Here is an 18,373-nt window from a genome sequence, read left to right as displayed (position 1 = left end):
AGATGTGTAAAGGAGACGAGGGGTGGGGGGAGGCGAGGGAGAACCCTGTTCTTGTCATGCCCGGTGCACTGGCCCGTACGCTCCTTCGGTCGATGGGCACTGCCGACTGCGCACGCTAACGAGGCGTCAGGCACGACTCAACCGGTTTGCGGAATTTGCCCGTTGCGGTCGGGCGAGCCTGGCCCGTCTGCTACAGCCCGAGGAGAAGGACGGTCGCGATCGCCAGATGAGTGGCGTATTGGCAGACCATAAAGGCGCGGTAGGGAGCGCGTTCCCGCCCGGTGGCGGGATGTCGGCACAGCCAGGAGATCCAGCCGGCGCCGCACAACAGCACCACGGCGGCGGCCAGCAGCGGCGGATCGTACAGCAGGGCGCCCACGGCGAACGCCAGCCCCACCGCCGGGGCGCAGACCGCCGTGACCGTACGGGCCGCCTTCTCGCCGCGCACCACCGCGAGCGTACGGCGGCCGCCCTCCCGGTCCCCGGGGATGTCGCCCAGATCCTTCGCGAACGCCCCGACCAGCCCCATCCACGCCGACATCACGGCCGCGAACAGCCAGAGGCCCGCTCGTGGTTCACCTCCCGCGGCCTGAGCCCCGGCCCCATAGGCGCACAGGCCCGTGACGGTCACCGACAACGACGAGGACCAACTGCGCCGCTTGGCGCTGAGCGGGGGCGCGGAGTACGCCCAGCCGAGGAACAGTATTCCGCCCACACAAAGAAAAAGCCCCAGGTCGAAGACGCTGAGGAGGAGAGCGGACAGGGTGAGGACGGCAATGGCCCGACGGGCGGCGCGGGCCGGTAGCGCCCCGGAGGCCAGTGGTCGCCGCGAGCCGTTGGCCCGGTCCTCGGGCAGGTCCATCACGCCATTGAGCAGATAGGCGGAGGCAGTGGCACAGAACCAGGCCAGGGCGCCGGTGGCGACTCGCGTCGCGGGTAAGTGCTCGCTGGGCCAGGCCCCGAGCGCCCCCACGGTGAAGCGCGCCAGGAAGACCACCTGGACCACGGGGCGCGCCTCGCGCAGACACAGCCAGGCCGCCTGCGCGGCGGCGGTGTGCGGTGGCAGTCGCCGGGGTGACGGAGAGCCGGGGGCAGCTTGTGGGGCCTTTGAGGCTCGTGGCATGGGCAAAAAACTAGTGGTTCGACCAGTGACTCGAACAGCAGTAGGCCGTGCCTTCAAAGCTGCGCCTGGCAATCCGGCCGGGGCACACTGTCGGCTCGGACGACCTCAGCGTCGGTTCGCGATGGCGGGCGGGGTGCGGCCGCCCGCCGCCAGGCATCGCCAAGCCAGGCATCGCCAACCCGCCTGAAAACCAGTGGAGCCGCACTCCGGTGTGCCGTTACCGGGCTTTCGCCCGCAGTCACCCTGTCAAGGACGTGCCGTTGTACACCAAGTGAGCCCGCCCAAGCGCTGATCCGTCGCGCGTCGCACATGTGCGCCTCCGGGCGCTTCCGGGCGAACGGCGAATTCCACGTCAGTTCCGTACAACCCGAGCTCCTGAACCTGCTGCACGACAACGACCCCGGTCCGGTAGCCGAATTGTTCCAGGGCCCGGTCGTGCGGCGCCGCGACGTGGGCGGCTCCGGTCGAGCCGAGCGGCCGGCCTGGCAGTCGCCGTACGGTCCGCCGCCGCACCGGACACACCGCGGCCGGTGGGCGCCGGTGCCAGGGTTGGCCACCTCTCGGTCCGCTTTGCGGCGTGGATACCTGTGCGGCCGGTGCGACTGATCGCGGACGGCTTCGGCTTTCCGCGAGCCGAGGTCGAGAGACTGCCGGCCGAGGGGAACCTCGTGTCGACAGTCCGCCTGAGCGGCAAGCTCTCGGGCGACTTCACCTTGGCGGCACACTCGGCCTCCAGACCTCCGGCGGCACCACATCGGCGGGCCGCCTGGTCCAACGCGTCGCTGTCGACGCGGCCCAGCCGCCGCCGTACTGTCGTTTCCCTTCGGTAGGCAGGTGAACAAAGTATGCGCGGATTATGTCACCTAATGACAAGTCAGTCCTGCTAATCTCGCACTCCCCCAGGGCATTCGACTGTGGTCCGTTCAATTGGTGACGGCTCTCTCGGGCGATGCAGGCCTTTGGGTTTCCAGCCGAGGTTTGGCGGCAGCACAAGGAGCTAGCCGGACAATGTCCCGAATCAAGAAGCCCCGCTCTGCAAGGGGAGCTTGCAGTCCCGACACCTGCATTCGTAATCCACCGGGTGGATGCAGGTGAATGCAACTTCAACCCGAATCGTTAGTAATAACCCCGATCGTGCATGTGGGCCCGGCAGTGCCCTGGCAGGCCCTCATGGACGATCGAGGTTGCTCAGTTCGATTCGCATCCCCGAGTCACCGAGAGGTCCTGTCTTCGTCCCCCAGAGCGAGAGTTGGCTTGAATGGCCAGGCTGCCAGAGCTCGGCGCAAGTTGACTTCTGATCTGGATGGATACCCTCGGAAGGCGGGTGAACCCGCTTTTCGCTGGAGCCGATCGCGAATTATCCGCGCCTTCCATGAATGTCCCGGTCAGTCCGATCGGGTGATCTCGCGAGAATTCCGGAATGCCTGACCTCAGGCATCAAAAAGAGTGGAGAGAAAGTGAACCCCGTTTCCCGTAAGGCCACGCTTGTCGTCGGCACCATAGCAGCGGCCGTGGGCCTTTCCATGTTCGGCGCCGGGGCGGCCTCGGCCGCCCGGCACCCGGTCCTGCCGTACCAGGGGACCGTGTACGGCAGCCTGGGCAAGTGCCTGACCGTGGGGAACACTCTGGCCCAGCAGGGTGAGGTGACCTGGTTCAACTGTGAGCCGCGTTCGGGCGGCCGCTACGCCTTCTACTACGCGCGCTGAGCGGCGGTACCGGTCAGACCTGAAGCGGGTCGATGCGAAGGAGGCTGGTTCGGAGCGCGTTGAGGAAGTCATCGTGCGGAGAATCGCAGCCTCCTGAGCACGCCGTACGAAGGGGCGGTGCACAGCCGTATCGGTTCGTGCACCGCCCCTTCGCTCGCTCTGGCCTCTTCTGCCTGCACCCATGCGCTCCACCTCCGGCCGGGGTGGCGTCTGGGTGTCCTTCTCGTCGATCCCCATATCCTCAAGCCACGTGGCGAACGGGTGCCGCCAGTCATGCACCTGAGGCCACCACCCCATACGGCCGGTCTCACGGTTCTTGACCTTCCGAGCGATACCCGCAGCCTGGATGGCCGGCACCCAGACCCTCCTGAAGTTGTGGCGCGTCAAGGCGTGACCCTGCGGGCCACGGAACACCGGTTCTTCCGGCACCAGGTTGTACGGGTCCTCGCCGATCGGCGTGACCGTCCTCGGCGGCCGCCACCGATCGACCCGGCTACCGACTTGGGCGCATCCTCCAACGCCCGCCCCGCTGTCCCGGACTCAGGTGCGGCTGCAGTCGCACCCATTCATCGTCTGCACTTCACGCCCACCGGCCCATCGTGGCTGAACCTGGTGGAGCGATGGTTCGGCGAACTGACCAACAAGAGGCTCCGCCGGGGTGTCCACCGCTCCGTCCAAGCCCTCGAACGCGACATCCGAACCTGGATCGTGGTCGTGGTCGTGGTCGTAGGGAGTCGTGTCAGCCGTGTCCGTCACGCGGCCCAGGGCTTCATGGGCGGGGTTTGGCTTCCGGAGGGAAACGGAGGGTGGCGGCATCCGCCGTCCACTCGACGCCGCCCCGGGCGGGGCGCAGGAAGGCGACGCGGCTTCCCGTTGTCTTGTGGTCGAAGAGCAGTTCCGTCGTGGCGTGAATCGCCTGGACCACGCCTGTGCGGTCGCTGATCGGGTCGTACGCCTCCTGGCCCGGGCCGGGGACAGTCCTTCCGGTGTTCATGCGCTTCGTCCTCCGGACTGCCGAGGCACGTGGACGGTGTGGGCGGGGTGGCGTCGGCGCAGCACCTCGTAGTCGGTCGCCTTGCTGTAGTCCCCGGCTTGTTTGGCCTGCTCGCGCAGCGCGCGGTAGTGGCGGCAGGTGGGGCATTGGTCGTTCATTCGGTCGCCTGTTCGGTGTTAGCTACTTTGGGTGGTTCTTTCTGAGTTGGATGTGCCTTGCGGGCTTTAATTACTGTGTGTACTCCAAGCGTTGCGCTGAGGGGCGGCGGGCAACAGGGGTGGCGGCACACCAAGTCGGCCTGGGGTGAGGGGAGATCCACGTGATGAGTGAGACGACGAGCGAGGAGCAGGAGCAGGTCAGCGGACCTGCGTTTTTCGGCAAGGAGGTACGGATCTGGCGGATGCGGGCGGGGATGAGCCAGCGGGAGCTGGGCGAGCGAGCCAACTACGGGCAGCAGTACGTGGCGAAGGTGGAGGCGGGGGAGAGGCTGGCCAGCCGGTCGTTCGCCAAGGTTTGTGATGAAGTCTTCGGTACGCCGGGCACGTTTGTGCGGCTCCGAGAGTGGGCCAGTCTGCACGGCTATCCGGCCTGGTTCCTGCCGTACGTTCAGTTGGAGCGGCAGGCAACGGGCATCTCCAACTTCTCCGCCACGTTCATCATGGGCATGCTGCAGACGGCCGACTACGCGCGTGCTGTCTTCCGGGCCGCGCATCCACGGGAGGCCGTGGACAAGCTTGACGCCAGGGTCGAGCGGCGAATGCGACGGCGCGAGGTGATGGAGAAGGACTCGCCACCTCTGGAGTGGTGCGTCCTGCACGAGGCGTGCCTACGCACCGAGGTGGGCGGGCGCGACGTCATGAGCGCGCAGATGGCTCACCTCTTGGAGGAAGCCGAGTCCCCACACGTGGCCCTTCAGGTACTACCGTTCGGGGCGGGAGCACCCCCGACGCCGGGAGGCTTCACCCTTCTGAGGTTCGACGAAGGGCCGGGCATCGTGTACGCGGATACGGCGATGGCAGGCCAGGTGATCGACACACCGGAAGAGGTGGAGAGCACGACTGCCAGGTTTGACCGGCTACGGGCCGATGCTCTGGATCCGCAAGGGTCGCTGGCCGTGATCCGCAGAGTGATGGAGGAGTTCGCCCAATGAGTAGTGCCCTTGATCTGTCCCGCGCTGAATGGGTCAAGTCCAGCTACAGCAGCGGGGATGAAGGGGAATGCGTCGAGTTCGCTCCCGACATAGCCACCACTGCCGGTGTCGTCCCCGTCCGGGACAGCAAGAACCCGGCGGGTCCAGCGCTGGTCTTCTCGGTCGAGGCGTGGAACTCGTTCACGGCAGCCTCGCGGACGGGAGAATTCCGCACTGCCTGAGCCGTAGCGCTTCGCGGCCCGTCGCGCCGCTCAGCCCGAGGCGTCATCACTTTCATTGCGCGCGAGCAGGCGTCGCAGGGCAGTGAGGTTGCCCAGGATCTTGGTGGTGGTGGGGTGGTGGGGTCCGAGGGTTGTTTCGGTGATGGCTAGTGCGCGCTCTGCCAGGGGCAGGGCGTCGGCGTGGCGGCCCAGGTGGCCGAGTGTGGTGGCGAGGTTGCCCAAGCTCATGGCGGTGGTGGGGTGGTGGGGTCCGAGGGTTGTTTCGGTGATGGCCAGTGCGCGCTCTGCCAGGGGCAGGGCGTCGGCGTGGCGGCCCAGGTGGCCGAATGTGGTGGCGAGGTTGCCCAGGATCTTGGCGGTGGTGGGGTGGTGGGGTCCGAGGGTTGTTTCGGTGATGGCCAGTGCCCGTTCCTCCAGGGGCAGGGCGTCGGCGTGGCGGCCCAGGTGGCCGAATGTGGTGGCGAGGTTGCCCAGGCGGATGGCGGTGGTGGGGTGGTGGGGTCCGAGGGTCGCCTCGCCGATCGCTAGTGCCCGCTCTGCCAAGAGCAAGGCGTCGGCATGGCGGCCCAGGGCCCTGAACGTGGTGGCGAGGTTGCCCAGGCGGATGGCGGTGGTGGGGTGGTGGGGTCCGAGGGTCGCCTCGCCGATCGCTAGTGCCCGCTCTGCCAAGGGCAAGGCGTCGGCGTAGCGGCCCAGGTCGTTAAGTGTGCTGGCGAGGTTGTTCAGGCTCGCTGCGGTGGTGGGGTGGTTGGGGCCGAGGGCGGCTTCGGCGATGGCCAGTGCCCGCTCATCCAACGTCAACGCTTGTGCGGCCTGACCTTGTGCCCGCAAGTAAGAAGCCGACTCTGCCAGCACAAAGGTGAGGTCAGAGCGGCTGTTGACGACCTCATCATGGCTGACTACGGCTTGGACGTGGGGTAGGAGCGTCTGCCATGCAGGCCAGGTATGGATGTCATCGAGGCTGCCGGACGGAATTGCCGCGCGGAGGAGCGCCAGGGTAGTGGAACTTGGGTGTGGCAGTGGAGGTGGCGTGCGCCGGGGCAGCAGTCGGCGGATGCCCCGAGGAGGGGGTTTCGGCGTGGTGAGGGGCGTGGTGGCGCGGATGACCGTCTGAACGAGACGGTGCACAGTGACGGTGGTCTCGGTCAGGGTGATCATGCTGTACGCCGCCAGCACGCCCAGAGCATGGTCCACAGCAGGCCGAAGCTCCGGTGTGACGTCCAGCACAGCCCGGGGCAGTGGGTCTGGGGCGCAGTACGCCAGGATGTGCAACAGCTCCACCGCGAGCGGGTTGGCGGTCTTCACGGCGCTCAGGGTGACGCTCCACAACTGGGCAATGGTGCGCTGTTGAGGGTCGCCCGGGGCGGCGGCTGCCAGGACCCCGCCCGGGTTCTGCTGGAGCTGGGCGAGGTAGTCGCCGGGGCTGGTGCGAGTCTGAGCCAGGTAGGCGCCGGCCTGCTGCAAGGCCAGAGGCAGGTAACCGAGCTCGTCGGCCAGACTGGCCAGCCCCGTTGCATCCGTGCTGCCAGTGATCTCCCGCAGCACGTCCACCGCCGCCTCAGGGGTAAGGGTGTCCAGGCGAAGCGGTGTACCCAGATCGCGCCAGGGCAGATCACGGCGAGTGGTGATCACCACCTGCCCGGTCGTCAAGCACCCCAGGTACGGATCGAGGTCGGCAGGGTCCTCCGCGTTGTCCAGTACCAGCAGCCACCCGCTACGGCCCTGCAGCCAGACCACCGTCCACTGCGCCGCGTCCTCCAGCGGCAGCCCCGCATGCACGGGGTTCAGCGCCGTCGCCAGCCCGGCCAGCCCCGACATCACCTTGGACGCGGACTCGGCATCCACCCACCACACCGGCCCGCCGCCCGCCGCCAGGAACCGGCGGGCGTGGTGCAGCACCAGAGTGCTCTTGCCGACACCACCCAGCCCACGCACACTCTGCGCCACCACCCCCGCCCCGGCCGCCGGTAACGTCTCCAGCGCGGCCAGCGCTTCATCCCGGCCCCGGAACACCGCGCTGTCAGGCGTCGGGAGGTTGTTCACTCGCACTACGGCGTCATCCGCCACCGCCGCGCTCAGACCGCCCGCAGGCAGGACCACCGTCCGGTACTCGATTTGATTGTGATCGCCGGTCGCGACCACCCCGGAATTGCTCCCCGCCGCAGCCGAGCGGCCACCGGACGCGGACGGCACGATCTCCTCGCTCACCGCTGAACCGTGCCTCCGTCACCCGTCACGATGACACCCGAGTTGTCCTGCACCGCCACCGACCGCTCGCCGGACGCCGTAGGCCCACCCGAACCCGTTCCGGGCGACGCCGGTGCGGGCGGCGGCGGAGTCGGGGACCCGGTCAGCGAGGACACCCACGCCACCAGCACCCCAGCCGCAACAGCCCCGGCCCCCGCGCCCGTCCCGATGCGCTCCGGCCGGTCCCAGGGCAACACCAACTCCCCCAGCCACACGAACAACCCGAACACCACCAGCGATCCAACCGCCGCCAGCAGCCACCGCATCCACGTGCTCACCTGACGCCCCCTCACGCCGTCGAGACCTTCCATAGTGACACGCCACAGCGTGCCCAGGGGGCCTCAAGGCTTGCGCGTCGGCCTACACGCCGTCCCCTCCCCGCGCGCACCTCCACGCGCCATCAGCCAACAGCCGCAGACCGTTGAGGCCGACAATCACCGTGGAGCCCTCGTGGCCCGCGACACCCAGCGGCAGAGGCAAGGTCCCGGCCAGGTCCCAGATCACCAGGCCGGTGATGAAGGTTCCGGCGATGACCAGGTTCTGCACCACAAGGCGCCGGGCGCGGCGGGAGAGCGCGACCACAGCGGGGATGGTGGCCAGTTCGTCGCGTACGACCACGGCGTTGGCGGTCTCCAGGACGAGGTCGGAGCCCGCGCGGCCCATGGCGATGCCGGTGTGGGCGGCGGCCAGGGCGGGGGCGTCGTTGACGCCGTCGCCGACGACCAGGACCTTTCGTCCGGCGGCCGTCAACTCCCGTACCGCGGCCACCTTGTCCTGCGGCAGCAGGCCCGCCCGTACGTCCGCGATGCCGACTTCGTCGGCCAGGCGCGCGGCGGCGCGCGGGTTGTCGCCGGTCAGCAGGACCGGCGCCGTACCGCTGAGCGCGGCCAGGGCGGTGACGGTGGCGGTGGCCTCGTCGCGGAGTCGGTCGGCGATGCCCAGTGCGCCGACCGGGGTGCCGTCCACCAACACCAGGACGGCGGTACGGCCCTCGCTCTCCAGCCGTTCGGCGAGCGTTGCGGCGGGGTGGTCGGCGTGGCCATCCAGGAGCCGGGCCGGGCTGCCGACCGCGACCGTCTTGCCGTCGACCCGAGCGGTCACACCCGTGCCGGGGGTGGAGTTGAAGTCCTCGACCGGCGGGATCTGCAGGTCACGGCCACGCGCGGCGTCCACGACGGCGCGGGCCAGGGGGTGTTCGCTGGGGTGCTCGGCCGCCGCCGCGAGCCGTAGCAGCTCGTCCTCGGACAGGCCGGACAGGCCGGACAGGCCGGACGCGGGGAGCGGGCGGATGTCCGTCACCTTTGGCGTGCCCTCGGTGAGGGTGCCCGTCTTGTCCAGCGCCACGGCGTCGATCTGCCCGAGGCGTTCCATCACCACCGCGGACTTGACCAGCACGCCGTGGCGTCCGGCGTTGGCGATCGCCGAAAGCAGCGGGGGCATGGTGGCCAGCACCACGGCGCACGGCGAAGCGACGATCATGAAGGTCATCGCCCGCAGCAACGTCGGCTGCAGGGCGGCGCCGAAGACGAGGGGGAGCGCGAACAGCGCGAGGGTGGCGGCGACCATGCCGAGGCTGTAGCGCTGTTCGACCTTCTCGATGAAGAGCTGGGTGGGGGCCTTGGTCTCGGCGGCTTCCTCGACCATGGCCACGATGCGGGCGATCACCGAGTCCGATGGGTCGCGTTCGACCTTCACCCGGAGCGCGCCGGTGCCGTTGAGGGTGCCGGCGAACACCTCGTCGCCGGTCTCCTTCGCCACCGGCAGCGGCTCGCCGGTGATGGTGGCCTGGTCGACGTCGCTCGCCCCGTCCAGCACCCGGCCGTCGGCGCCGATGCGCTCCCCGGGCCGTACGAGGATGGTGTCGCCCACGCGCAGCCGCTCGGTGGGCACCGTCTCCTCCCCGCCGTCGTCGGCGAGGCGCGTGGCGGTGGCCGGGGCGAGGTCGAGGAGGCCGCGTACGGAGTCGGCGGTGCGGGCGGTGGCGATGGCCTCCAGCGCGCCGGAGGTGGCGAAGATGACGATCAGCAGGGCGCCGTCCAGCACCTGCCCGATCGCCGCCGCGCCGAGTGCGGCGACGACCATGAGCAGGTCGACGTCGAGGGTCTTCTCCTTGAGCGCCTGAAGGCCCGCCCAGCCGGGCTCCCAGCCGCCCGTCGCGTACACCAGCGCGAACAGCGGACCCCACGCCCACCCCGGCGCCTCCAGCAGATACAGCGGCAGCGCGACCAGGAAGAGCACCAGCGCGGCGGCCGCCCAGCGGGCCTCGGGCAGGGCGAAGATCCGCGTGCGGCGCTTGGGCGCCACCGCGTCACGGGTGGCCCCGGGGGCCGGGGCGGAGCGGGTGAGAGTGGACGTCATCGCGGCAGTGGTCCTTCACGGGCGGGAGGAATCGCATCCGACGCCACCACCGTAACAGGAATGAATGAACAATGATTCATGTGTTCATGGGGCGGCGGCGTACGATGACCGCATGGGTCATGGAGCCGCATCCCCCGCCAGCACCGTCCCCCGCGCGCGCCTGGATGCGGCCGGTGCCGCCAAGGTGGCCACGACCTTGCAGGCCCTGGCCACCCCCTCCCGACTACTGATCCTCGCCCGGCTTCGCGAGGGCCCCCTCGCGGCCACCGAACTGGCCGCCGAGGTCGGCATGGAGCAGTCAGCCTGCTCCCACCAGCTCCGCCTGCTGCGCAACCTCGGGCTGGTGACCGGCACCCGCAAGGGGCGCTCTGTGGTGTACGCCCTGTACGACAACCACGTCGCCGAACTCCTCGACCAGGCGCTCTACCACGTGGAGCACCTGCGCCTCGGACTGAGCGACACCCCGGCCGGTGCGGCGGAGTCCGAGGGTGACGCGGTGGCCGGCCCGAGTGTCTGACGCGGCCGAGCCACGGCCGAGCAGTACGACTCCTGGTCCGAGGAGCAGTGCGCGGGCGTCGAGATCGTGGACGGGATGGTCCGATACGGACTTCGATTCCCGGTGGAGATCGATCTCGGCCAGATCTAGCGCCTCGCTCAGGGACCACTCTGCCGCTCGGTGCAGGCGACGCACCGCTCGGCGTGCGGCATGGCCATCAGCCGTTCCCGGGCGATGGGGGCGCCACAGGTGGCGCAGGCGCCGAAGGTGCCGTCCTGGATGCGGGTGAGCGCGGCGAGGGTCCGTTCCAGGAGGGCGGTGGCGGCGTCGATGCGGGTGTGCAGTTCCTCGATGGCGAGGGTGGTCGCGCCGACGTCCGCGGCGTCCAGGGCGCAGTCGCGGCGGAGGGCCGACTCGGTTTCCCGCGCGGTGGCGATCTCCGCGCGGAGGCGGTCCCGCTGATCGGACAGCTTGGCGGCTGCTTCCTCAAGATCGCCTGGCCCGAGTGGGCTTTCGCGCGGGGGCATGCCGTTCATTGCCAAGGCGCTCCCGCCGTCAGCCTGGCGTTCAGCGCTTGCGGGGTTTCGTACTGCTGGACGAGGTTGCACAGGACCGCGGGGTGTGCCATCGCGTGGGGCTTCCTTCGAGCGCGGAATTGGTACAGCAATCAGCGGAACCTCGGGTACCCGCACGGTGAAGGCATATGCCTTCGTGACAAGGAGGCTTAGGACTCCTGCGAGGTTACGTCGGGGCGTCAGGTCTCCCGGTACTCGCTCAGAACAGTGCCAGGCCCTCGCCGCTGGTGTCCGCGATGACTGGTCGGAACTGGGCAGGCAGGCCGTCCAAGCGGTCAGGACCGGCCGCGGCGGCCACGGCAGGGCTCGCCTCGGCCAACCAGACACGAAACCGCTCGGCGGCTTCGCGGTAGGGGACTCGCGCCAGGACACGGTGCTCGCCGGAGGGGCAGAAATCGACTGCGACAGTGAGCAGGCAGGAACGGGGCGCCTTCTGACTGCCCGTCCAGGACACGCGCAGGACACCGCAGGGCTTGCGCCCGCGGGGGGCGCGGTGGGTCGGGCGCAGCGATCGGCAGGCTATGTGGGCGGTCCATGCGGCGAGGTGCGGCAGGGGCAGGGTGGTGCGTGCGCGGCAGCCGGGGCAGCGGTGCCAGTGGCGAAGCCAGTGGTCGGTGTCGGTGTGGAAGAGGCGTGTGTAGCGGTTCGCCACGCGGATGTCGTTGCTGTACAGGTGGTCGGGGCGTTCCTGCGTGTTGCAGGACTGGCAGACGGGGGCACGGACGTAGCCGTGTTCGTGGCAGTGGTCGAGGACGGCGGCGGGCGTAGTGCGGCAGACGGCGCACGCCCACCCGGCCACCCTGCGGGAGGTGCCGGGCTTCCTGCTGAGCACCGAGTACAGCTGGCCTTCCAGCTCCCCGTTGTACGGGCGCGGTGAGGCGGTGGGGCCCTCGGGGCTCGTCGTTTGCCGACCGTCGGCGTCTCGGGCCTGCCGGGGGTGGGAGGGCGGCTCGGTGACGGCTGCGCTTGCCTGGCGGGTCCGCGCGGCTTGCACCCACTGCGTTTCGGTGTGCTCGGCCGCGTCGAGCAGCCTGACCACAGCGCGCGGCAGCCACCACGTCCGCTGCGTCGCGTCGCGGGTCTGCTCCACGAGTATCTGTCGCCAGTCGATCCCCGCCAGATGGTACGGCCGGCCGACTTCACGTCGTGCTGCCCGCTCGGGGCCGCCCAGCTCCTGCAGTTCCCCCGTGATGCGCCGGCGCCAACGCAGCGGCCCTTCCTCGTTGCACTCCTGCTTCGGCGCCCCGCGAAACGGACCGATGCGGACCAGGTCCTGCCGATCCATCCCCACCGCGTTCAGTTCCGCGGCCGCCCGGCGCACCTCAACCTCCGGAACGCTCCACTGACCGCCGCTCGCCCTCACCGTCGCCACCACATGGCCGCCGAGCAGGACGTACCCCACCCGGGCATGGGCAGGAGAGCAGGTGAATGCCCCAGAAGCCGTCGGCACAGCGCTGTCGGCCGTCAAATCGACCCACAGAGCGTCCGCGGCACCCAGGGTGATCAGGCCGTCTGTGCGACCGGGCGTGACACGCTCTGACATACCGACAGGCTAACGGCCTACAACACGGCAACGGGTTCCATCCGGACGGTGAACGGCTCCCCGGCGGAGGGGCCCGCGACAGTCAGGGTGAGTCTGGTCAGCCGCTCTCCCCACGACTCGCGCAGCAACGGGTCGTCGAGGTCGCGGTGTTCGAGCAGCGCGGTGGCCCGCTCCGGGTCCCAGGTGATCAGCAACGAGTGCCCGTCGGCGGTGACCTGTGCCTGCCCCTCGGCCAGTTCGACGTCTCCCGCTAGGACGTGCCGTAGCAGTACTGGGGTGGCGAGATCCGGCGTCCAGTGGTCCTCGATCAGGACGTGTGCCGGGGAGTCCGCCGTGGCGCGCACCAGTCGCAAGGAGCGGCGCCAGGTGTGCAGCAGGCCTGCCGGGTACGCAGCGGCGAGGTCGGCGTGCAGGGCGGTGGCGGCGGGGGTGAGGTCGACGCGTACGTCGTCCGCACCGTGGGCCGGGCCCGGCTGCTGCTCGGCGCCGGGGTCGGGGACGTTGTGCCAGGCGCTCTGGAGGGGCCATGCCTGGTAGCGGTCGGGGCCGAAGCTGGCGGCGGTGTAGGTCGGTTGGCCGATGTCGACGACCAGGGGGCGGCCGTTCAGGGCGACCCAGTACGAGCCGACGTCGAGGTGGTTGTGCCGCTCGCCGTTGTGGCCCGCCTTCGCCGCCAGGGTCAGGCCCGCGGCCGTGCCCGGTGTCTCCCGGGCGACGAGTACCTGGACCCGGGGCAGCCAGGTCTCCCGTGCTGCCCAGGGGGCATCGCCGTCAGCCACATCGGTTGTGGCCAGGGCGTGGCGCCAGTGGGGGTCGCAGAGTCCGGTCAGGGCTCGGCCGAGGCCCGCCCGGGGGCGTACGGCCGGTCCTCCGCGTGCGCATGCCAGGGCGTGGGCGCGGATGTCGGGGTCGGACAGCCGTTCGCCCCACTGGAAGAGCATGTGCCAGGGCTGGTCGGGCCAGAGCCGGGCGGGGGCGTCGCCGGCGTTGACGTACCAGTCGCCGGCGAGGTGCATACGGTGCGGGAACTTGCTGAGCGGGCCGAATACGGGCAGGTCGCGGGCGTCGAGCGCGGGGCCGCCGGCGTCGGCGAGCAGGTCGAGGGCTTCCAGGAGCCGGCCGGCGCCCTGCCACCAGTACGCGACGCCCTCGTCGATCCCGCCGTCGTCGGGGAGCACCGCGAGGTAGTGGTCCAGGCCCTCGACGACGAGGCGTACGAGCCGGGCCCGCCGTTCCTCGTCGTCGGTCAGCAGGAGGGCCGCGGCCAGAACCGCCCCATGGATCCAGGGGTTCCAGTTGTGGGCGTCCCCGTCGAGGCCGATCCAGTGCCAGTCCCGGGTGCGCTCGAACGGCGTCAGCACCCGCAGGTCCACCTCGCGCCGGAGCCGTCTGCGCAGCCCGGGGACGCGGGTGTCCAGATGCGGGCCGAGTACGTGGTCGGCCCAGGCCAGCAGGGATGCCACCTCGGCGGCCCCCAGGTCGAGGAACGGCTCGTCCGGGTCCGGCAGCACTTCGCCGCGGGCCTTGGCGTAGCGGTCGTGGGGCGCCCAGCACCAGGTGCTGGTCTCGGCCAGGGCCATCAGCGCGTCGGCCGCGGCGTCGAGGTACGGGGCGGCCCCGGGAGGGGCGTCGGCCGGGGCCACCTCGCCGGTGAGTGTGGCGGCGAGTACGAGGAGCGTGGTCCGCTCGCGCAGCCGCCGGGCGGGGTCCTCGTACGCGGTCCGCACGCCGTCGCGGAACGTTCGCGCCCAGTCGGAGGCGGTCAAGACGGGTGCGTTCCGGCGGAGTTCGGCCGCGGCCTCGTCCAGCAGCCCCTCGCGCGTGGCGGCGTCCACCGCCTCCCACACCGAGCGCGCGGTGACAGGGGGGACGGGCAGCCGGGTCGCGGCGTCGCGTATGAGCTCCATCAGGGGATCCAGGCGCAGGGCCGGGGCCAGCCGGCTCTGGAGGGAGCGGTACGCGGGGGACACCGGCTCCGGCTCTACCAGCCCCATTATCTCTCCTGATCGATTCTGTTCGAAATCGTTGACTCGGAACTATGCCACGGGTTGAGGTGGCATCCACTACCCGCCACCCAACTTCCGGAGGAAGCAGTGTCGCCTGACGAGGACCGGGACCTCGCCCCGTACACCGGCTGGACCAGGGTGCACTGGACCGCGCTCGCCGACCGGATGCTCGCCGCCGCCCAGCCGTACGCCTCCCCGGCGGGAGCCCGGATCGACCTGCCCGGCCCGGCGAGCGCGAACGGCGCGGTCTCCGACGGACTGGAGGGCTTCGCCCGCACCTTCCTCCTCGCCGGGTTCCGCGTCGCGGGGGAGCGGGGCGCGGACCCCGGCGGTCTGCTGGAGCGGTACGCGCGCGGTCTTGCGGCGGGCACCGATCCGCATTCGCCCGAGGCATGGCCCCGCCCCGACCAGCTCGGCCAGGCCAAGGTCGAGGCCGCCTCCATCGCCCTGGTGCTGCAGCTGACCAAGCCCTGGCTGTGGGACCGGCTCGACGACGGGGTGCGCGAACGGGTCACCGACTGGCTGGGGACCGTCGTCGGGCAGCCCTATCCGCCCATCAACTGGGTCTGGTTCAGGATCGTCGTCGAGTCGTTCCTGCGGGAGGCCGGCGGGCGGTGGTCGGCCGCCGACATCGAGGAGGACCTGGCCGTCCACGCCTCGCTGCGCCGGGCGGGCGGCTGGCTCAGCGACGGGCAGGAGCGGGCCTTCGACCACTACACGGGCTGGGCACTGCACCTGTATCCGCTGCTGTGGACCCACCTGTTCGACGTCACCGGCACCCTGTGCCCGCCGGCCCTCCGGGACACCTGGGCCGCGGACCTTACGCGCTACCTCGACGACGCGGTGTGCCTGGTCGGCGCGGACGGCTCCCCGCTGCTGCAAGGACGCAGCCTCACCTACCGCTTCGCCGCCGCCGCGCCCTTCTGGGTCGGCGCGATCACCGGGGCGGGCGGGCAACCGCCCGGCCTCGTACGCCGGGCGGCCAGCGGCATCGTCCGGCACTTCGCCGAACGGGGAGCCCCCGACCGGGACGGACTGCTGGGCCTCGGCTGGTACGCCGCCTGGCCCGCGATGCGGCAGTCCTACTCCGGGCCCGCCTCGCCGTACTGGGCGGCCAAGGGCATGCTCGGCCTGATGCTGCCCGAGGACCACCCCGTATGGACGGAACCGGAACTCCCGCTCCCGGTGGAGACCGGGGACGTCGTACGGGTCGTCGAAGCCCCCGGCTGGCTGGTCTCCGCGCGGCGCCGCGACGGCATCGCGGTGGTGCTCAACCACGGCACCGACCACGCGCGCCCCGGCGACACCAGCGCGGACTCGCCGCTGTACGCACGGCTCGGCTACTCCACCGCCACCGTGCCTCCGCTGACCGCCGCGTCGGCGGCCGACCCGGTCGACAACGCGGTCGTACTGCTCGACGAGGCCGGCCGGGCCAGCCACCGCACCGGGTTCGAGACGCTGTTCGCCCGCGAGCTCCCCGGCGGTGTGCTCGCCGCCGCCTCCCGGGGGCCGGTGTGCTGGGTCGACAGCAGCGCCGACGACTCGCCCGACCACGGCTCCGGCCGGACCGGGCCGATGACGCCGGGGCCCGTGGTCACCGTCGCCTCGGTGCTGCGCTCGGGGGTTGAGGTCCGGCTCGTCAGAGTGGACGCCCCGGCATCGGCGGCGGGCCGGAGCGGGGGCTCTGTGCGGATGGGCGGTTGGCCGGTCGCGGCCGACACCCCGCCCGAGACGTGGGCGGGCACCGGACGCGCGGGTGCCGGGCGCGCGGGTGCCGGGCCGTACGCGGAGGCGGGCACCGCGTCCCTGCGGTCGTCGCTGCGCGGCCTGCGGGGGCTGCACCGCGGCGGGGTCGCCACCGGGAAGGACGACAGCCCGCTCGGCGCCCGGACCGCGACGCCTTGGCTGGCCACGGACGGTGTGCCGTACGGCGATGTGCTCGCTGCCGTGGTGGCCCTCGACGGTGGCGGCCATAGCGACGAGGGCGGCCAAAGCGACGGTGGCGGCCAAGGCGACCAGGGCGGGCCCGATCCCGTCGTCTCCGTTCACCCGGGCCCCGACGGCGGCCACCGGGCCCGGCTGACCTGGCCGGACGGTCTCACCACGGACGTTGAGCTGCCTGCGGTGCCCCCGGTGGCTCCCTGACCAGCTCGGTCCGCTCCGACCCGCCGGTACGTCAACGGCCGTACGTCACCGGCGGGTCCGCCGCGCCGTCACAGCGCCCTCGCCCGCCTGACCGACGAGTCACGGAGGATCAGCTCCGGCAGGATCAGGACTCGCTGGGCCGGGCGGCGCTTGCCCTCCATGAGCCTGGACACCATCATCTCGACCGCGACCCGGCCGACCCGGGCCTTGGGCGGGCGTACGGCCGTCATCGCCGGCTCCGCGAGATGGGCCACCTCGTCGTCGTAGCTGACCAGGGCCATGTCGTCGGGGATGGAGTACCCCTGTTCGGCGAGGTATTGGGCGACCGACATCGCGTCGGGGTCGCTGTGCACGATCAGCGCGGTGATCCGGGACCCTCGGCACCGGTCGAGGATGCCCTCGATGATCTGCCGGTGGCCCGGCTGGTCGAGGGCGACGCTTTCGCGGACCACGAACTCGCTGGGCAGGTCGAGCTCCGCGCACGCCTTCAGCCAGCCCTGGGCGAGATGGGACGAGTGCGGGCTGCCCTTGGACAGCACCAGACCGATCCGGCGGTGGCCGTGCTCGTGGAGGTGGCGTACGGCCAGCTCCAGGCCGAGCGCGTGGTCGCTGCGCACCCACTCCAGCTGGCGCGGGGTCGGCGTCCACTGCGAGGTCTGCCGCTCGACGAGGATGGTCGGCACCGGCAGGTTGCTGATCCAGCCGATCAGCTCGTCGACCCCGTTGCCCTCCAGATTGGGCGCCAACAGCAGCCCCTGCACCTGCTTGGCCTCGATCAGCCGGCTGATCTGGCGGCGGTCCTCGGCCTGGTCGTAGGTCGATCCGCGCAGTTGGAGCTGGACGCCGAGCCCGGCCGCCGCCGAGCGGGCGCCGCTGACGATCGACGGCCAGTAGAAGTCCAGGGAGGGCACGACCATGCCGATGGTGAAGGGCACAGGCGTGGGGCGGGGCCGGCGGGCCGGGGCCTGGTCGAGATCGGTCGGCAGGGTGGCGCCGCCGTGCACTTTGGTGAGCAGGCCGCGGGCGGCGAGGGCGGTGATATCGCGCCGCACGGTCAGTTCGCTGACGTCGAGCAGCCGGGCGAGGTCGCGGACCCGCACGGTGCCGTGCCGGCGCAACTCGTCCATCACGCGTTCCCTGCGCTGAAGGGCGAAAGGTCGGTCTGCGCTCATCGGGCCCCCTCGGTCAAACGGCCTGATGGCCTGTTCGAGTATGAACGAATAGCTTCGATTGTGTTCGATCTATGGCGGATATGTGCTGCTGCCCACTATCCCTGTTCCAACGTGTTCGACGGGTTCCAATGTGTTCCACGCAACACGGTATTTAGCGGGACATAACAACTTCGCGTCACATGGCAACGGTGCCGGTCCAGACCGGCCTAGGGAAGGACTCGACGCCCGATGCAGACGAAGCCCAACGCGCTGGTCGTCATGAGCAGGCCGAGCTTCGACGCGCACTTCGACTCCGCCCGGCTCGCGCGGCTGACGGATCTGGTGACCCTGGGCGACCCGGTCTGGACCGACGACCTCGACCATCCGGCGGTGCGGGCGCGCCTGGCGGAGGTGGAGGTCATGCTCACGTCCTGGGGCGCGCCCAAGCTGACGCCGGAGCGGATCGCCGCGGCCCCCGCGCTGCGGGCGGTGCTGCACTGCGCCGGCAGTGTGCGGGGGCTGGTGGACGAGGAGGTGTGGCGCCGTGGGATCAGGGTGACCAGTGGCGCGGACGCCAATGCGATTCCCGTCGCGGAGTACACCCTGGCGGCCATCATCTTCGCCGGCAAGAAGGCCCCGTTCCTCGCCGCCGACGAGG

The 18,373-nt window shown here is 70.7% G+C and carries 16 protein-coding genes and 2 pseudogenes; 9 read left to right on the top strand and 9 right to left on the bottom strand.

Going from position 1 to position 18,373, the window contains the following annotated elements:
• Positions 1–190 precede the first annotated feature (190 nt).
• Complete coding sequence (locus CCN51_RS47745; protein ID WP_078610442.1) at positions 191–1,123, bottom strand: UbiA family prenyltransferase; 933 nt, start codon at positions 1,121–1,123, stop codon at positions 191–193.
• A gap of 1,457 nt (positions 1,124–2,580) precedes the next feature.
• Here CCN51_RS47745 and CCN51_RS47735 point away from each other — a divergent pair.
• Together CCN51_RS47735 and CCN51_RS58685 are read left to right on the top strand one after the other, a co-directional pair.
• On the top strand, positions 2,581–2,829 hold the full coding sequence (locus tag CCN51_RS47735; protein ID WP_043486726.1) for a hypothetical protein: 249 nt from the start codon (positions 2,581–2,583) through the stop codon (positions 2,827–2,829).
• Positions 2,830–3,402: 573 nt separating this feature from the next.
• Positions 3,403–3,537 (top strand): annotated as a pseudogene (locus tag CCN51_RS58685) (IS630 family transposase); the annotation flags it as partial.
• Between the two features lie 61 nt (positions 3,538–3,598).
• Here CCN51_RS58685 and CCN51_RS47725 read toward each other — a convergent pair.
• A complete protein-coding gene (locus tag CCN51_RS47725) occupies positions 3,599–3,823 on the bottom strand; it encodes a hypothetical protein (protein ID WP_043486724.1) in 225 nt (74 codons plus the stop codon).
• Entirely contained in the window at positions 3,820–3,981 is a 162-nt protein-coding gene (locus CCN51_RS56195) for a hypothetical protein (protein WP_170061378.1), read from the bottom strand. Before CCN51_RS56195 ends, CCN51_RS47725 begins: the two co-directional genes overlap by 4 nt.
• A 164-nt stretch (positions 3,982–4,145) precedes the next feature.
• On the opposite strand from CCN51_RS56195, the gene CCN51_RS47720 reads away from it, so the two are divergent.
• Positions 4,146–4,973, top strand: coding sequence for a helix-turn-helix domain-containing protein (locus CCN51_RS47720; RefSeq protein WP_043490106.1), 828 nt, complete (start codon positions 4,146–4,148; stop codon positions 4,971–4,973).
• Entirely contained in the window at positions 4,970–5,194 is a 225-nt protein-coding gene (locus CCN51_RS47715) for a DUF397 domain-containing protein (RefSeq protein ID WP_014176241.1), read from the top strand. Before CCN51_RS47720 ends, CCN51_RS47715 begins: the two co-directional genes overlap by 4 nt.
• 30 nt (positions 5,195–5,224) lie before the next feature.
• On the opposite strand, the gene CCN51_RS47710 is transcribed toward CCN51_RS47715, so the two are convergent.
• Positions 5,225–7,336, bottom strand: coding sequence for a tetratricopeptide repeat protein (locus CCN51_RS47710; RefSeq protein WP_245881831.1), 2,112 nt, complete (start codon positions 7,334–7,336; stop codon positions 5,225–5,227).
• Positions 7,337–7,432: 96 nt separating this feature from the next.
• On the opposite strand from CCN51_RS47710, the gene CCN51_RS55450 reads away from it, so the two are divergent.
• Entirely contained in the window at positions 7,433–7,723 is a 291-nt protein-coding gene (locus tag CCN51_RS55450; RefSeq protein ID WP_043486721.1) for a hypothetical protein, read from the top strand.
• Between the two features lie 78 nt (positions 7,724–7,801).
• On the opposite strand, the gene CCN51_RS47700 is transcribed toward CCN51_RS55450, so the two are convergent.
• Entirely contained in the window at positions 7,802–9,799 is a 1,998-nt protein-coding gene (locus CCN51_RS47700) for a heavy metal translocating P-type ATPase (RefSeq protein WP_014176238.1), read from the bottom strand.
• A 112-nt stretch (positions 9,800–9,911) separates the two neighbouring features.
• Between CCN51_RS47700 and CCN51_RS47695 the strand changes: the two genes are divergently transcribed.
• Complete coding sequence (locus CCN51_RS47695) at positions 9,912–10,316, top strand: ArsR/SmtB family transcription factor (protein WP_014176237.1); 405 nt, start codon at positions 9,912–9,914, stop codon at positions 10,314–10,316.
• 12 nt (positions 10,317–10,328) lie between these two features.
• Positions 10,329–10,397, top strand: a pseudogene (locus tag CCN51_RS58680) (Uma2 family endonuclease); the annotation flags it as partial.
• A 56-nt stretch (positions 10,398–10,453) separates the two neighbouring features.
• On the opposite strand, the gene CCN51_RS47690 reads toward CCN51_RS58680, so the two are convergent.
• The 3 genes from CCN51_RS47690 to CCN51_RS47680 all read right to left on the bottom strand — a co-directional run bounded on the left by CCN51_RS47690 (position 10,454) and on the right by CCN51_RS47680 (position 14,407).
• Entirely contained in the window at positions 10,454–10,831 is a 378-nt protein-coding gene (locus tag CCN51_RS47690) for a TraR/DksA family transcriptional regulator (protein ID WP_014176236.1), read from the bottom strand.
• 238 nt (positions 10,832–11,069) lie between these two features.
• A complete protein-coding gene (locus CCN51_RS47685) occupies positions 11,070–12,413 on the bottom strand; it encodes an endonuclease domain-containing protein (RefSeq protein ID WP_043486719.1) in 1,344 nt (447 codons plus the stop codon).
• A 17-nt stretch (positions 12,414–12,430) separates the two neighbouring features.
• On the bottom strand, positions 12,431–14,407 hold the full coding sequence (locus CCN51_RS47680; RefSeq protein ID WP_014176234.1) for a heparinase II/III domain-containing protein: 1,977 nt from the start codon (positions 14,405–14,407) through the stop codon (positions 12,431–12,433).
• Positions 14,408–14,506: 99 nt separating this feature from the next.
• On the opposite strand from CCN51_RS47680, the gene CCN51_RS47675 reads away from it, so the two are divergent.
• Positions 14,507–16,564 carry a DUF2264 domain-containing protein gene (locus CCN51_RS47675; RefSeq protein WP_014176233.1) on the top strand — a complete coding sequence of 686 codons (2,058 nt, stop codon included), beginning with the start codon at positions 14,507–14,509 and terminating at the stop codon, positions 16,562–16,564.
• A 68-nt stretch (positions 16,565–16,632) separates the two neighbouring features.
• Here the strand turns inward: CCN51_RS47675 and CCN51_RS47670 are convergent, their stop codons facing one another.
• Positions 16,633–17,736 carry a substrate-binding domain-containing protein gene (locus tag CCN51_RS47670; RefSeq protein ID WP_055413929.1) on the bottom strand — a complete coding sequence of 368 codons (1,104 nt, stop codon included), beginning with the start codon at positions 17,734–17,736 and terminating at the stop codon, positions 16,633–16,635.
• 228 nt (positions 17,737–17,964) lie between these two features.
• Between CCN51_RS47670 and CCN51_RS58675 the strand changes: the two genes are divergently transcribed.
• On the top strand, positions 17,965–18,373 hold a 409-nt coding region (locus CCN51_RS58675), incomplete at its 3' end, for a Rossmann-fold NAD(P)-binding domain-containing protein (RefSeq protein ID WP_483883473.1).

Origin of the sequence: Streptomyces milbemycinicus (assembly GCF_002154605.1) — a bacterium.
GTDB lineage: Bacteria > Actinomycetota > Actinomycetes > Streptomycetales > Streptomycetaceae > Streptomyces > Streptomyces milbemycinicus.
Note: the sequence above shows the minus strand (reverse complement) of the source record. Positions and strands in the feature narration are given on the sequence as shown.